The organism is Streptomyces sp. NPDC057424 (assembly GCF_042803315.1).
Classification (GTDB): Bacteria; Actinomycetota; Actinomycetes; order Streptomycetales; family Streptomycetaceae; genus Streptomyces.
Map to the genome: position 1 here is coordinate 1 of NZ_JBHVCP010000068.1, position 15,009 is coordinate 15,009.

13 protein-coding genes and 1 pseudogene are annotated in these 15,009 nt (G+C 72.3%); 3 read left to right on the forward strand and 11 right to left on the reverse strand.

Annotated features, from left to right (window positions below):
- Positions 1 to 55: 55 nt before the first annotated feature.
- Together ACFU3E_RS33625 and ACFU3E_RS33630 are read right to left on the reverse strand one after the other, a co-directional pair.
- Complete coding sequence (locus ACFU3E_RS33625; RefSeq protein ID WP_384167016.1) at positions 56 to 190, reverse strand: hypothetical protein; 135 nt, start codon at positions 188 to 190, stop codon at positions 56 to 58.
- 27 nt (positions 191 to 217) lie between these two features.
- Positions 218 to 1,243: a LacI family DNA-binding transcriptional regulator gene (locus ACFU3E_RS33630; protein ID WP_384167019.1), complete on the reverse strand. Its 1,026-nt coding sequence runs from the start codon at positions 1,241 to 1,243 to the stop codon at positions 218 to 220.
- A 182-nt stretch (positions 1,244 to 1,425) separates the two neighbouring features.
- Here ACFU3E_RS33630 and ACFU3E_RS33635 point away from each other — a divergent pair, with 182 nt between their 5' ends.
- The 3 genes and pseudogenes from ACFU3E_RS33635 to ACFU3E_RS33645 all read left to right on the forward strand — a co-directional run.
- Positions 1,426 to 2,208 carry a TIM barrel protein gene (locus ACFU3E_RS33635; RefSeq protein WP_384167094.1) on the forward strand — a complete coding sequence of 261 codons (783 nt, stop codon included), beginning with the start codon at positions 1,426 to 1,428 and terminating at the stop codon, positions 2,206 to 2,208.
- Positions 2,209 to 2,258: 50 nt separating this feature from the next.
- Positions 2,259 to 3,284, forward strand: coding sequence for a Gfo/Idh/MocA family oxidoreductase (locus ACFU3E_RS33640; protein ID WP_384167022.1), 1,026 nt, complete (start codon positions 2,259 to 2,261; stop codon positions 3,282 to 3,284).
- A 242-nt stretch (positions 3,285 to 3,526) separates the two neighbouring features.
- Positions 3,527 to 4,107: pseudogene (locus ACFU3E_RS33645) on the forward strand (IS3 family transposase); the annotation flags it as partial.
- Between the two features lie 9 nt (positions 4,108 to 4,116).
- Here the strand turns inward: ACFU3E_RS33645 and ACFU3E_RS33650 are convergent.
- The 9 genes from ACFU3E_RS33650 to tpg form a co-directional block, all read right to left on the reverse strand.
- The gene (locus tag ACFU3E_RS33650) at positions 4,117 to 5,079 is read right to left on the reverse strand and encodes a hypothetical protein (RefSeq protein WP_384167103.1); all 963 of its coding nucleotides are present in this window, start codon (positions 5,077 to 5,079) and stop codon (positions 4,117 to 4,119) included.
- Positions 5,080 to 5,292: 213 nt separating this feature from the next.
- Complete coding sequence (locus ACFU3E_RS33655) at positions 5,293 to 6,285, reverse strand: TniQ family protein (protein WP_384167025.1); 993 nt, start codon at positions 6,283 to 6,285, stop codon at positions 5,293 to 5,295.
- Positions 6,282 to 7,322, reverse strand: a complete 1,041-nt coding sequence (locus tag ACFU3E_RS33660) for a TniB family NTP-binding protein (RefSeq protein WP_384167097.1) — start codon at positions 7,320 to 7,322, stop codon at positions 6,282 to 6,284. The genes ACFU3E_RS33655 and ACFU3E_RS33660 overlap by 4 nt, the downstream gene beginning before the upstream one ends.
- Positions 7,316 to 9,412: a transposase gene (locus ACFU3E_RS33665; protein WP_384167027.1), complete on the reverse strand. Its 2,097-nt coding sequence runs from the start codon at positions 9,410 to 9,412 to the stop codon at positions 7,316 to 7,318. The genes ACFU3E_RS33660 and ACFU3E_RS33665 overlap by 7 nt, the downstream gene beginning before the upstream one ends.
- Positions 9,406 to 11,349: a transposase gene (locus ACFU3E_RS33670; RefSeq protein WP_384167030.1), complete on the reverse strand. Its 1,944-nt coding sequence runs from the start codon at positions 11,347 to 11,349 to the stop codon at positions 9,406 to 9,408. Before ACFU3E_RS33670 ends, ACFU3E_RS33665 begins: the two co-directional genes overlap by 7 nt.
- 41 nt (positions 11,350 to 11,390) lie before the next feature.
- Positions 11,391 to 12,221: a TnsA-like heteromeric transposase endonuclease subunit gene (locus tag ACFU3E_RS33675; RefSeq protein ID WP_384167033.1), complete on the reverse strand. Its 831-nt coding sequence runs from the start codon at positions 12,219 to 12,221 to the stop codon at positions 11,391 to 11,393.
- A gap of 230 nt (positions 12,222 to 12,451) precedes the next feature.
- On the reverse strand, positions 12,452 to 12,772 hold the full coding sequence (locus ACFU3E_RS33680) for a hypothetical protein (protein ID WP_384167036.1): 321 nt from the start codon (positions 12,770 to 12,772) through the stop codon (positions 12,452 to 12,454).
- 241 nt (positions 12,773 to 13,013) lie between these two features.
- On the reverse strand, positions 13,014 to 14,402 hold the full coding sequence (locus ACFU3E_RS33685) for a DNA-binding protein (RefSeq protein WP_384167039.1): 1,389 nt from the start codon (positions 14,400 to 14,402) through the stop codon (positions 13,014 to 13,016).
- A 48-nt stretch (positions 14,403 to 14,450) separates the two neighbouring features.
- Positions 14,451 to 15,008 (reverse strand): telomere-protecting terminal protein Tpg, encoded by a 558-nt coding sequence (gene tpg / locus ACFU3E_RS33690; protein ID WP_020269276.1) that lies wholly within the window; start codon positions 15,006 to 15,008, stop codon positions 14,451 to 14,453.
- Position 15,009 lies beyond the last annotated feature (1 nt).

Genomic DNA, 15,009 nt, shown 5'->3' on the forward strand with positions numbered 1-15,009 from the left:
CTGGATGGCGGGTGAAGTGCACCCGCCATCCAGTGATCGACATGGCGGGCGCACTTCACTCGCCGAGCTGATGTGGCCGCGGGATGCGTGTGCCCGAGAGACAGCCGTTCCTGATCAGGCCGGTCGGCATGTACGACGTCGAGTCGAACCGGTACTTCTCGGTGTGGCCGGCGTCGTCGCCGTGGAACACACAAACCGCGCACCCCGGGATCTGCCTTCAGCGGGGCGGGGCGGACGTTCCCCGGACGACAAGACGGGGGGTGATGACTTGTTCCCCGGTGGGGATCTCCGCGCCCTCCAGGCGTGCGACGGCCCGGCCGACGGCGAGCCCGGCGAGGCGTGCGATGTCCTGTCCGACGGTGGTGAGGTCGATGTGGGCCAGGCGGGCCAGATGGCTGTCGTCGAACCCGACGACGGAGATGTCTCCGGGGACCGCGACGCCGGAGCGGAGGAAGAGGTCGAGTACGCCGGTCGCGCAGCGGTCGTTGAAGGCCAGTACGGCGGTGGGGCGCGGGCGAATGGCCGACAGGGTTCGGGCGGCCTCGGCGCCTTCCTCCTCAGTGAGACCGCCGGGGAGAACGCGGATGTATTCGCCCAGGCCGTGGCGGTTCATGGCGGTGCGGTAGCCGCGGCGCCGGTCGGCTGCGCCCGGTGCCCGGCCGCCGTCGATGTGGGCGATGTCGCGGTGGCCCAGAGCGACGAGGTGGGCCACCGCCTGGCGGGCTCCCTCGTCGTCGGCGGTCCGTACGACCTCCAGGCCCGGGACGGACGGCCGCAGCCGGCGGGCCACGGAGACGACCGGCACTTGCCCGGCGAGTTCCGCCAGCCGCGCGGCGGGGGCCTGCGGGCCGAGCAGGATCAGCGCCTCGCAGCGGTCGTCGAGCAGCGTCTCGACGGCGCGCTGCTCGCCGCGCCCGGCGGCCACTGCACTCAGCGCGATCTGGTACCCGGCCGGTTCGGCCGCCGCGTAGATGCCCTCCACCAGGTCGGAGTGGAACGGATGCTGGAGGCCGAACTGCACCCCGAGCAGATGGGAGCGGTGGCTGCGGAGCAGCCGGGCCCGGGCGTCGGGTCGGTAACCGATCTCCCGCGCGGCCTGAAGGACGCGCTCACGGGTGGCCTCGCCGGCCCCCTTCGCGCCGCGCATCACGATGGAGACCAGCGCCGTGGACACCCCTGCCCGTGACGCCACGTCGGCGAGCGTCGGTCGCTTTCCGTTGGGGACCGCTGGGGTCGCCGGCAACCTGTCCTCCCTGGTCGGAGTCGTCTCCTACGGAGTCGACTATAGAACGTTCTAGCTTTCACGGGCCACCGGAGCCTTGACAGGGGAGGGCGACAGCTGGCGTACTGCTGCTCCACGGAGTTCTAGAACGTTCTAGTTCCTTGGACGTTCTAGTCCGAAGTCGCGGAGAGAGGTACGTGGCGATGTACACACTGGCGGCCTGCGCCGAGATGGTCTTCCTGGATCTGCCGATCGACGAGCGGGCACGGCGCATCCACGACGCCGGTTTCCAGGTCGAGATCTGGGACTGGACCCGGCACGACCTTGCCGCTCTGGCCCGGACCCCGGCCGACTTCTCCTCCATGACCGGCTACATCCGCGGCAGTCTGACCGACGAGGAGGGCGCGGCCGAACTCCTGAGCACCGCCGAGGAGTCGCTCAAGGCGGCCGAGCAACTGGGCTGCCCTCGCCTGAACCTGCACAGCACCGGACTGGACGGCCAGGGCCTGCCGGTGGTGCCGGTGACCGGTGAGGTCACCGGAGAGATGTGGATCGCCGCCCACCGCACGCTCACCCGCCTCGCCGAGCTGGGCGAGAGCGCCGGGGTCGTCTTCACCCTGGAGAACCTCAACACCGCCGTCGACCACCCCGGGGTGCCGTTCGCGACGGCCGCCGACACCCTGGCCCTGGTCGCGGCCGTGGACCGGCCCGGGCTGCGGATGAATCTGGACCTCTACCACGCCCAGATCGGCGAGGGGAATCTGATCGAGCTGGTCCGCAGGGCCCATGCCCTGGGCCTGATCGGCGAGATCCAGGTGGCCGACGTCCCCGGCCGCCGCGAACCCGGAACCGGGGAGATCAACTACCCCGCCGTCGCCCGCGCCCTGGCGGGCCTCGGCTACGAGGGCACGGTCGCGCTGGAGGCGTGGGCCTCCAGCGACAGCGAACTCGCTCTGGGGCGCTTCCGCTCCGCCTTCACCGTCTGACTGTCTCCACAGCCTGTACCTACCCTGACGACGACGTACGGAGCACCCGCATGACCACCCAGCAGCCTCTCGCCGTCGGCCTCCTCGGCGCCGGACGGATGGGTTCGTTCCACGCCGAGACCCTCGCCCACCGCCTCCCGGGCGTCCGGCTCGTCGCCATCGCCGACCCCACCCCGGGCGCCGCGCGGAGCCTGGGCGACCGGCTCGGCTGCGCCACCGCCTACACCGACATCGGTGAACTCCTCGCCGACCCGCACATCGACGCGGTGGTGATCGCCACCCCGGCCCGTACCCACGCCGACCTGGTCGAGGCGGCCGCCAAGGCGGGCAAGGCGGTCTACTGCGAGAAGCCGATGGCGGTCACCCTCGCCGAGGCCGACCGCGCCATCGCGGCCGCCGCGGATGCGGGCGTGCTCCTCCAGGTGGGCTTCAACCGCCGCTACGACGTGGGCTTCAGGGCCGCCCACGAGAAGATCGCCGCCGGCGCCATCGGCACACCGCAGCTGTTGCGCTCGCTCACCCGCGACCCCGCTCTGGCCGACCCGGCCCGCATACCGCCGTGGACGATCTTCCTGGAGACCCTCATCCATGACTTCGACGTCCTGCGCCACCTCAATCCCGGTGCCGAACCCGTCGAGGTCTTCGCCATGGCGGACGCCCTGATCCGCCCCGACTTCAAGGACCGCGGCCTGCTCGACACCGCCGTTGTCACCGTCCGCTTCGACAACGGCGCCCTCGCCACCGCCGAGGCCAGCTTCCAGGCCGTCTACGGCTATGACGTACGCGCCGAGGTCCTCGGCTCGGCCGGGATGCTCACCATGGGCGACGTCCGCCGCACCCACCTGACCGCATACGGCCCGGACGGCGTCGCCGCCGAGTGCGTCACCTATGACCAGCACCTCTTCCACGACGCCTATGTGGCCGAACTCGCCGACTTCACCGACAGCGTCCGCACCGAGCGCACGCCCTCCGCCACCGGCGAGGACGCACGCGCTGCCCTGGCCATCGCCCTCGCCGCCATCCAGTCCGTCACCACCGGCGGTCCCGTCCGCGTCGACAAGCTCCAAGACCTGTGAAGCACGGGTCTTCGGCCGCAGCGCGGACCCCGGCGCCGTGTGACAAGTACGGGGTGGCGGCCAGGTCAGTCCAACATGCGGCACCCCCGCTGCTCGAGTGCGGCGGGGGTGTCGGTGACTAGTAGACGTCTGAAGAGGGATGAGCCGACGGACAGGGCAATGACGGAGGCGATAGTCCACCGACCCCGACACTGAACCGCTCCGGGTCTGATGGAGGCTCGATTCCCTGAGAGGATCGAGTCATGGCACGTCCGTCCCCCTACCCTTCCGAGTTTCGTGAGCGTGCGGTGCGCATGGTCGCGGAGATCCGCCCCAACTACCCGACGGAGTGGGCCGCGATGAAGGCGGTCGCCGCGAAGCTGGGCATCGGTGCCGCTGAGACGGTGCGGACCTGGGTCCGCAAGGCCGAAGTCGATGCAGGCCAGCGTCCGGGCGCGACCTCGGACGAGGCAGCAGAGATCAAGCGCCTGCAGGCGGAAAACGCCGAACTGCGGCGGGCGAACGAGATCCTCAAGGCGGCATCAGCTTTCTTCGCGGCCGAGCTCGACCGGCCAGCGAGGCGCTCGTAGCGTTCATCGACACACACCGCCAGGTGTTCGGAGTCGAGCCGATCTGCCGAGCCCTGACCAGCTACGGACTGAAGATCGCAACGAGCACCTACTACGCGGCGAACAACCGCACCCCCAGCACCCGGACAGTCCGCGACACTGAGCTGAAGACGCAGATCAGCCGCGTCCACAAGGACAACTTCAGCGTCTACGGCGTCCGGAAGGTCTGGCGGCAACTACATCGCGAGGGCATACCGGTGGCCCGCTGCACCGTCGCACCCCGCCTACATCTCCCATACGTCGTCCCCGTCCCCGTCCTCGCCGTCACCGTCCGGATCGAGGTTGTCGAGGAGCTCCGCCTCGACAACCTCATAGGCAGCTGCCGGCACTTCGGCCGTGGCGGCCCCCGGCCCGCTGTCGTCGCAGTCGTCGGGGAAGAGTGCTGCCAGCGGGTGCGGCACCTGCCCACTGTCCGGCGGTCGCTCTGCGCTGCCGGTGCCGACGGGCGGCGCCGGCGGGGGTGCCATGGGGGAGATGGGCAGCGCCGGGTAGGGCTGCAGGGTCGACAGGTCGAACTCCTCCAGACCCGCGTACGGGTCCTGGGACGGTTGTTCGGTTTCCAACTCCAAGCCCTGGCAAGGCGGTTCGGCCCCGGTGCGCTTGGGCTGCGGCCTGCGGCTGCGGCGGCGCCGGTCGCGCTGCGCCAGGGACAGGGCGATCGCCTCCTCGTCCTGCTTGCTGCCGCCGGCCGCCCGGTGCTGCTCGGCGTGCTCCTGCCACATGTCCGCGGTCCACGGGTCGTTCAGCAGGCGCCGCAGCCGGAAGTCGCAGGTCACCCAGGTGTCTGCGGTGTGGTCGTACAGCCACACCCGCTCGGGACGATAGGGGTTGAAGCGGCATTCCCACCGGTCGTTGCGGCCGGGCAGCTTCGAGCCGCCGCGCAGGAGGATCTCCCGGTAGCGCCCGGCGTCCTGCGCGACGGGCTGATAGGTCCGATAGTTGATCATGAAGCCGCCCTTGCCGGGGGTGACCCACTGCGGCAGCAGAAAGAAGCGGTTCTGGGCGGGGGAGAGCGGCACGGCCCGGTAGCCGCTGCGAGCCACTTGGACGGCGTACATGTCGTTGGGCGACAGCACGACGTGGGGCCGGAACGGGTCACGCAGCCCCGCGTCGGGGGTCTGTTGGTACTCCAGCGCCACCCACTCCTGGGCCATCTGCTGGAGCTCGCCAATCGTGTACAGCGGCATGCGGTCGATGCCGCGGCCGCGCCTTTTTGTGGCTGCGCCCCTTGTGGCGTACCTGTCGTGCAGGCTAATTGATCTTGGTTGTGACCTGCTGTTGCTCAGCTGTACTGAGTGGTACGTCTGTATTCCAGGGGAGGCTTACGCCGGGCCGAGGCGTTGGCGATGGGCGATACGTGGATTGAGCTGGCCGTTTTGCTCTGCGCAGTGAGCTGAGCGTCATGCCGGCTTTTGCGCAGTGTGGTCGGCGCGCCTATAAGCAGGGAGAGTTGGCGGCTGTTCCCGGCTGGTGGGAGCGGGTTGTTCAGCGGGCGTGCAGGCGTTGCCAGAGCAGGTCGTGGTCGGCGGGTGCGAGGCGGGGCAACTGGAGGCGGTCGGCAGGCGGTGGAGGAAGACGGTCTGCTGCGCGCGGGTCAGGGGGTGCGGGGGCAGGCGGTCAAGGGCAGCGGCGAGGGCGAGGGTCTCGGGGTAGGTGATCAGGTTCCGGCAGGTCAGGGCTGGGGAGGCCGGGCCTGGGGGGATGTGGGGGTTGGCGTTGGTGAGGCGGTCAAGGCGTGTGAGCCACCGCTGGTGCAGGTGCTGTTGGTGGTCGTACCAGCGTGTCGTGATCGTCGATGCCCAGCTCAGGGAGGCCGTCGTCGCGCGGCGGGCTGTGGGGCGGGGCCGGGTGAGCTCGGGGACGGTGCGGATGTCGAGCGGGGCGGGCTGCCGGGAGTCGCTGGAAGCCTGCTGGTGGCGGGTGCAGATCATGACCCGGGTGGAGTTGGGCGCTGGGTGGATCCACGCGGGGGCGGCTTGGTGCGGGCTGCGGCGGATGGTGCAGGCGGTGCACGCCGGTAGCGGCTGCACGGCGGGCGGGACGGGCTGCCAGCGGGCGATGGCGGCGCGGGCCGTGCCGATGGAGGCGGGTGGGGGCTGGCGGGCCAGTGCGCGGGTGAGGTGTGCGGGCGGGATGCGGGTGAAGGCGGACAGCCGGCGGGCGGCTTCGGCGCTGAGGTGGATGTCGGTGGCGGGCGGGGACGCGTAAGTGCCGGTGGTGGTGATGTTCAGGCCGTCGAGGAGCTGGGCGGCGGTCAGTTGGTAGGTGGCGGCGAGGCGGGTGAGGTAGGAGGCTGCTGACTCGCGGGGCAGGGGCCTGGTCCGCAGGGCGCCGGGCTGGGACGGCCACATCGTGCGTGCCCGCACCGCAGGGCTGCTCCAGGCGTGCGTCACCGGCTGCTGGGTCGGGTGCGGCGGCTCGTCGGGGTTCGGGGCCGGTAGTGCTCCTCGGCGAGGTGGTCCAGCGCGATGGAGTCCAGCAGTGTCTTGGTGATGCGTTCTTGGCCGTCGAGGATGGCTTCGATGGCCGCCTGGCGGATGAGGCGGGCCAGGCTGCCGATGCGTCCGGCGGTCCGTTCGTGCAGGTAGGGGGCGAGCCTGGGCAGGCTGCCGGTGCGGTGGGCGTGCAGGTCGAGGGCCGCTTCCAGCGCGGCGATGAGCTCACGGAACGGCTCGCGTGATCCGGCGCGGGCGGGCAGTGCCCCGCAGTCGATGAGTGAGGCGCGTCCGGCCAGTTGCGCGCCGCGGACCCCGCTGAAAACGGTGCTGGTGGTGACGTCGATGCCCGCGTACACGAACGTGGCGCCGACGCGCTCGGTGAGGTCCTTGAGCCAGTCGGCGGCCTCCGCTCCGCTGGAGCTGCGGGGGTTGAGCCGGTGGATCTCGTCGATCAGCACCAGTTTCACTCCGGCCGCGGTGTAGGTGTGGCAGACGGCGGTCGTGATCTGCGCGGTGGTCATGCGGGTGGTGACGGGGATACCGAGATAGCGGGCGAACTCGCAGGCCAGGGTCTTGGCGGTGGCGCCGGGCGGAACCAGCACATACGCCACGGGCACGCTGGTGTCGCCCGGGGCGGCGCGGCGGGTGTGGGCCAGGTGGCAGGTCCGGCCGACCTCGAGCAGGGCGGTGGTCTTGCCAGTGGTGGCCGGCCCGGTGACGATCAGGGACGGTCGGGCGGTGACGCTCTGGCTGCGGCCGAGGATCATCAGCGTGCGCACGTTGCGCGAGAGGCTTTCGATGGCCGGGGTACGCACGGTGACGAACTGCGAGTGGTAGGCCAGGCGTTCCTCCAACGAGCGTGCCGGCTGGCCCGGTTGCGGGGGAGCGGGCGGGGCGGTGTGGGCGAACCGGGCGAACGCATCGAAGGTGGTGACCGTCCCGGGGGAGGCATCCTCGGCGGCGGGTGTGGTGTGGGGGCTGGTGGTCACCAGTGCTCGGCCTCCTCAAAGGCGTCATACAGCGTGTAGCGGCCCACAGGCGCAGAGAGCTCCTCGCCCTCGGCGAGGTGCCCGTCAGCGTCAGGGGAGTGGGCTTCGAGAGCGTCGAGACTGTCCTCGGCCCGTATGTCGTCATCTGCCGTCTGCACCGTGCTTGTCGCCGCCGCGTGGCGCGCCGCTGCTGCGGAGGGTGTGCCGGTGCCGGGCAGGGGGCGGGCCCGGCGCAGGACCTGGTCGGCTGCTTCGGCCAGGTCGGCCTCGTGCCGCTCGCGGTCTGCGCGCCGGCCCAGGGTGGCGCGGATGTGGCGCCAGGCGGTCTCGCTCATCGGGGCGTGGACGTGGTCGCGGTGGATCCACGGGATTTCGTGCAGGCGCCCGTCGGGCAGGCGGATGTAGACCTGCCGCACGTCGTGCGGATTGAGGTGCACCTCCCACCTGCCGCCGGGGCCGGTGGGGGAGGGCCGGCCGCGGTGCTCGTTGAGGACGACGTGGTCGTAGGTGCGGTAGTTGATACGGATGCCCCGGCCGGTGACGGGGTTGAAGCGCACGGGCAGCAGTTCCGTGTAGTCGGCCCCGGTCAGCGGCAGCGGCACGTACCCGGAGGTGCCCAGCAGCGCGCTCCACATCTCGTTCGGGGCCAGCGCCTTCTTCGGCAGGACCGGGTGGCGCAGCCCGTCGTGGGGGCGGTGCTGCCAGCACGCGGTGACCCACTCATCCAGCAGCTCCTGCAGCTGAGCCACGCTGAAGTGCGCCTCGTCCTCCACCGCGTGACCGCGCTCGAGGACGTGGGAGCCGGTGTAACCGGCGACGTGCTGCGCGAACAGCGAGTTGATACTCCCGAACGTCCGCTCGACGGCACCCTTGGCGGCCGGCGAGCGCGGCGGGGCGGGCTGCACACTGACGCCCAGGGTCTCGCAGGCGGCGAGGAACGCGGCGGAGACGAACACCCGCCCGCGGTCGATGACGATCGTCTCGGGCACCACCACCGGCCGCGCTGCCGCTTGCTCCAGGCGCGCATCGAGGGCGAGCAGCCGGTCGTAGGGGATGGCCGCATGGGCCAGGCGCAGATGTTCGGGCCAGCCGGGCCGCGCCGGGTGGGGCACGGCCATCTCCGCCAGCAGCAGGGCCGCGTCCACCGCCTGGGTGCTCTCCTCGCGCAGCACGGCCGCCACCACCGACCGCGTCGCCACATCCAGGGCGATGGTCAGCTCCGGGCGCACCGGGCGGCCGTCCTCGCCCACGGCCATCACATCCAGCCGGGTGGTGTCGACCTGCACCAGCTCGCCCGGCCGCAGCGCCACCGTCGGCGTGAACGGTCGCGTCGGTGTGGTGGTGGCGGTGCGGGCGGTGCGGCCGGGATGCTCCAGCGGGTCGGCCAGTACCCGCACCAGCCGGTTGAACGTCGACGGTGGCGGCACCTTCACCACCCCTGGCCCGTGGGTGTCGGCGAGGATCTGCCCGGTCAGCTGACGCAGCCCCTTCAGGGTGCCCTTGGAGCGGCCGCGCTGGCGGCGCAGCGCCTCCAGCACGGCGGCCACCACCCGCTCATCGGCCCGCCCCGTCGCACGCGACGGCTTGCGCTGCGGGACCAGCCCCATGAGGCCGCCCGCGTGGTAGCGGGCACGCATGCGGCGCACGGTGGCCCGGCTGACCTGCGGCCAGCCCAGCTGTGCGAGTTCGTTGGCCTTGGCCTGCTCCCGCTCGGCCATCGACTTCCGCTCGGGGTCGTATTCGGGCCGGGGCATCCCGCTGCTTGCCGGGCCGCCGGGCAGCCCGGTCTCGATCTCGCGGATGTGCCGCTGCCAGGCCAGAGCCCGCTCCCGCTCCCGTGCGGGCACCGACTCCATGAGCCCCCACGGCACCACCCCGGGCGCGGGGGAGTCCACCACCGCGAACGTGGGGTCGGCGAACAGGAACGAGGCCAGCACCGACGCCGTCTGCCCGTCCTCGTCGACCAGGCGCACCGACGCACCGGCCACGGCGGCGACCTGCCAGGCGCGGCCCTCGAACGTCACATACGCCCCCAGCTTCACCTGCCGGTGCCGGGCAGCGGCCACCGGGCGGCCGCCGTGCGCGCTCACCACTGCCCGGCCTCCACCTGCGCGTCCCACAACCCGAACTCCTGCCCCCCACCGGCGGTGCCGTTAGCAGCCGGGCCGCTGCCCGGCTCAGGCATCGCGTCGGCCACCTGACTCGTCGGCCTGACGGCTTGCGCCCGCACTCCGGTGCCTGGGTCCGCTCCTGAGAGGGTCCCGCCGCTCGTGCGGCCGGCGAGGACCTGCGTGATCCGGCGGTGCACGGTGGCGTCGAAGGGCCGCTGCGCATGCGCCTGGTCGGTCCAGCGCAGGGGGTGCAGAAGGCCGTCGGGTAGCCGGATGTAGACCTGCCGCACGTCGTAGGGGTGGTGGTGCACTTCCCACCGGCCGTCGTCCGTGGTGGGGCAGGACCGTCCGCGGTGCTCATTCAGGCACTCATCGTCATACCGGCGCCTCCCCAGGCGCACCCCGGCGTCGGTGACCGCCTTGCGGCACACCGGCAGCAGCTCGGCGAAGTGCTGCCCGCTCAGCGGCAGCGGCACCGACCCGGTCGCACCGAGCAGCACCCGCCACATCTCATCGGGCGTCAGGGCCGCTCTGGGCAGCAGGGGATGCCGCAAGGCCTCATGGGGGCGCGTGTGCCACCTCGCTGTGATCCACTCGTCCAGCAGGTCCTGCAGGTGCGGCAGGCTGGACCAGCCTCCCTCCTGTCCCGCGTCGTCCTCCCCGTGCCCGGCGTCAGGTCGCGCGGCGTCGGCCAGAGCGGCCGCGTACCGGGTGAAAGCTCCGGCGAGCACGCCGAGCGTGTGCCCGCAGGCGCCGGGCGCGCTGTGCACCCGTCCACGGACGGATTCCACACTGACGCCGAGGCCCTCGCACACGGTGAGAAACCACGAGGTGACAGCAGGCCCTGCGGCATCCAGGACCAGCGTCTCGGGAACGGCCGCCGGCCGGGCCGCCGTCGTCTCGAGGCGGGCCTGAAGCGGCATCAGCCGCCGCGGCCAGTCCTCGTGCGCACGGCGCAGCAGCCCCGGCCAGCCCGCGCGCAGCGGCCGCGGCACGGCCATCTCGGCCAGCAGCACCGGCAATTGGACACCGGAATCCTGCGGGTGCAGCACGGCGGCCAGCACGCAGCCGGTGACCTCATCCACCGCGGCCGTCACCGACACCGCAACCAGACGCCCGTCCTCGCCCACCACCCTCGCCCCCAGGCGGGCGGTGGCGACATGAACCCGCTCCGCAGGCCGCAACGCAGGCGGCGGGCCGCCGACTCGACGCGGGCCAGTGGCGGTGCGCGCCGGGCTGCCCACCGGCTCGGCCGGATCAGACAGCGCCTTCACCAGCCGGTACATCGACGCCGCCGACGGCAGCTTCACCCGCCCCGGCCCATACCTCCTGACCACAATCCGCTCCACCCGCTCAATCACCTGCTTCACGGTGGTCGCCTTGCGGCCACGCAGGTCCCGCAGCGCCTCCAGCACCGCCGCCACCACCCGCTCGTCAGCCCGCCCGGTCGCCGATCGGGGGCGCACCGTCCGCTGGTCGACCAGCCCCATCAACCCCTGCTTGTGGTAGGCGATGCGCCGCCGCTGCACCGTGTTCCGGCTGACCTTCGTCCAGCCCAGCGCGGCCAGCTCGGCGGCCTTGGCATGCTCGCGCTCGGCGAGCGTGAAGCGCTGCGGATCGTAGGCGGGCCTCGGCTCGCCGCCGCTGCCCGCTCCGCCGGGCAGCCCGGTCTCGATCTCACGGATGTGCCGCAGCCAGGCCAGCGCCCGCTCACGGGCGGCCAGCGGCAGTGCCTGCCACACCTCGGCCGCCGGCAGCTCATCGGCGCTCTGGCCGACGACGGCGAAGTCGTCGGCGGCCACCAGCAGGGCGGCCAGCACACACCCGGTGGCCCCGTCGTCGGCAGCCAGATGCACCCGCCCGTCGACCAGGCCGGTCACCTGCCAGGTGCGCCCCTGGAACTTGACCCGCGCACCCACCTCAACACGCCGCCCGCCAGGGACGGCCATCACCTGCCTGCTCAACGTGCCTGCTGCTCCCGCTCAACGCCTGCCGCCACCGCGCCAGGCCAGACCATGGTGTGCTCGCCCAGCGGCCGGGCCAGGTCCGCGGCCAGCCGCCCGCTCCACAGCGCGTGGTAGAGCACCGGCAGCGCGCTCAGGACCTCACCGGCCGCCGCGGCCCCCGCCATCAGCGGCCGCGGGGCGGCGAACGCCTCCAGCACCGCCTGCTCAAGACCGCCCGCATCGCGGTAGCGGGGATGGCGGTAGCCGGCCAGCCACCGCACATTCGCCCCGAACACCCGCTCCGGCGGCGCCAGGCGACGGTAGGTGAAACCCACCGCCGCACACGCCGACTCAAGTACCGCCGCGGCCCGTGCGGCCCGCTGCCCGGCGGGCCCCGCCGTGGCGGGGCAGTCGGCGAGCAGGGCGCTCCCGTCGGCGTAGCGGGCGAACACCTGCGACACCCAGGTGAGGACTTTCCCGCTGCCGGGGTCCCGCCAGATCAGCCGCACCGGCCGCGCCGACAAACCCACCACCTGCGGATCACGGTCCAGCAGCATCAGCTGCGTGCACATCGCCTGCGAGCCGTGCGGCACATGCCCGCTGGTGGTGGCCGACCACCACCAGCCCGGTCCCCACCTGCGCCCGGGCACCACCGGGAAGGCCGCCACCGGCTGGAGCTGCTCGAACCGAACGGCCACGGCGGCCTCGACCCAGCGGCGTTGCACGAGAGTGCCGTCCGCCCCGGCGAACTCCGCCTCCACCGCACCCGGTTCCGGCACCCGGCAGGCCCTGCCCGCGACGGCAGGTAAGCCGTCCTGGCTGCTGTCGATGATCACGTACTCCACACAACGTCATCCCGGCCACGGCGCGCAGGCGAACCGGCCGGTAACTGCAACTGCCGTGCCGTGAAGTCCGGTTGTCCTGTGTGGGGGCCAGCATGCCGCCTGGGGCGTGCCGGTGTCAGTGCGCACCTCTGCACTTTCCCGCCGGCCGCTGCCCTGTCGTGGCACAGGTCGGGTCGTGGCCCGGGCCCGCCCCGGCCACGGGGTGAGCAGGCGCCGGATCGGCTTCGCCGCTACCCCAGAGACGACAGCGCCCATCCCGAGTCGTCCTCGTCGGAACCGAACCGGATCAGGGCGCCGGACGGCATTGCCGCACCGCGTGCGAGCGTATCGACGAAGGAATCAGCGAGCGCGTCGACCCGCTCGCGCCCAGCACCCTGGTCGTCGTCATAGATGCCGGAGTCGAGCCACAGAGGGTCGCGGTGTCCCGTGACCTTCAGCATGATCTTGAACGTCTCGTGGGCGTAGGGCGGATCGCTCACGGTGACGCCCAGGACGGTGTCGCCGCGCACCAGGTCATTCCGAATGCGTACCCACACATCGCGTTTGGCCACTGCCCCCCACTTCCCGCCCTGTCGCATCAGCAGCCCGAGCGTAGCCGCCCAGGGCCCTCTGCCGCCCGGGGCCTGGCGGCGGCCGGGGTCAAAAGTGGCGGAAGCCGCGTAGTGGCCGCACGCCTTCGCTTTTCGCGAAGCGGGCACCGCGCACCCCCAGGGGGGAACCCGGCCGGATCCGCCCTGCGACCGGGCTGCGGCGTGCAGCGGCTGAGAGACGGCACCCCGGCCGCTGCGCGCCTCAGTCCTCATCCTGGCCCGCGGTGATGATCTCCGCCAGCTCCCGGGCGGGCAGGCGTGACCACGCCGCCACGTCCTCCAGCGCCACCCCCGCGGCGACAGCCGCGGCGGCGGTGCCCACCAAGGCCTGGTCGATCAACGCGGCACTGTGGCTCAGGTGCTCCAGCAGTGTGCGGGCCACCTCGGCGGTGGTGCCGCTGTGCACGCCCCGCAGCTCCGCCAACTGCTCCCGCCCCTCTGCGATCAACTGCTCGATCTGGAAACGGTGTTCGGCGCTCACTGCGGCACGCCACCGAGTGCGCGAGCCGCCCGACTGCTGCTCGGCCGCCATCACGCGCAGCTGGCAGGCCATCGTGGCGGGCTGCTGTTCCCGCTGCAGCCTCCATGGATCGTCCCTCCACCCGGGCGGCCCGCCTTCACCGCGCCGCTGGCGGATGACAGCGCCCATCCAGGCGAGCAGCGGCCCGCCGTAGTCCACCGCCGACAGCGGGCCCAGCCAGTCACGTCCCACCCGCTCACCCAGCCGGCGGCAGAACGCTCCATCGGCGGGCAGCGGCCGCGGCCGCCCGGCGCCGCTGTCCCTCCACACCAGCTCGGTCATGGCCGGGTCCAGCAGCGCGTCGGCCACGGCCACCACCTCCGGGAAGGTGACCGGGTCCCGGCCCACGATCCGCCACCGCTGAAGATCCGTGCCCGCGTTGCCGCCCGCCACCCGGTGCAGCCTGTGCGGCCAGATCTCCTCCTGCTCCCAGTGCAGGGCCTCTTCCCACCACCGGGCCACGACCGCGTGCGCCAGGGCGAACACCTGACCGGGCTCCGCCGCGGCCCGCACCGCACGGCGCGCCACACCGGTCCACCGCCGCTGCGCGGCCGCCACCTCCGGGACACCGCGCAGGTCGAGGTGTTCCAGCGGCTGGTCGGCGTCGGCGTCCAGCAGCCAGCGTCCGTGCCGGATACAGACCCGCTGCCAGCGCGGCAGATACCGCACCGCCCGCTGTGCCTGCCCGGTGCGCCGCGCGGTGCACGACCGGCAGGCGAACGCCGCTTCGCCCGCCACCGCGCCCGCCGCCCGCCACCGGGCCTGCGGGAGGGCGGCCTCCCGGCCGGTGCCGATCTTGGGATCATCCACGGTGAACGCGGGCAGCGCGTGCGCCAGCACCGCCGGTTCGACTCCGCACAGTTCGGCGAGCACAGCCCGCCCGGCTTCGTTGAGCACGATCTCCGCATCGGCCCGCACACCGCCGCCGTCGTTGCGGGCGGGGGAGTTGCGGCACGTCCACAGCCGCAGCACACCGGCGGCCGGCAGGCCATAGCGGTCCGCGGCCCGGCTGATCAGCGACGAGGTCAGCTCCCCGGCCAGCGGCACGGTCCGTAACGCTCCTGCTGTCACAGCTCTCCCCGACGCCCTTTCTGCTTCCTGCCCCGGCGCACTGACCGCCTACAGCTCAAACTGCAGGTCGACGATGTCCTTGAGTTCCACTTCGAGGCCGTGGGCACGGCGGCCGCCGTCGCGGAAGTACACCTCACCCAACGCCTCGGCCGCGAGTTCGCGGAGGTCGTCCTCGTCGACGCCTGCTTCCTGGGCTTGAAGGAGGCGGGCGGCGTGCCGGGGCGGCAGGGCCAGGGTGAGGTGACGTACGCGGGCCTGGTCGGTGCTGCCGACGGCGGCGGTGTAGCCGAACCTCGCCTGCACATCGATCATGATGCCGCTCGTGGTGGCCGCGGCCTGTTTCGCCTTCGCCCTGATCTGTGGCTGCCAGCGTGACCGGACCTCACGCTCGAGGCGGTCGGCGAGCTCCGGCCGGGGCCTTTTGATCTGGTTCTTCACATACCGCTCCACCGTGCGCTGGCTGATGCCGAGCAGCTCGGCCACCGGCATCGTCCGGCCGCCGTGCTTCTTGAGGAGGTAACGCATCTGCGCTCCGGCGGACTTGGGGATGGGCCGCGTGAACGCGCCCTGCACCGCCCTGTCGAGTTCTTCCCCGACCGTGACCATC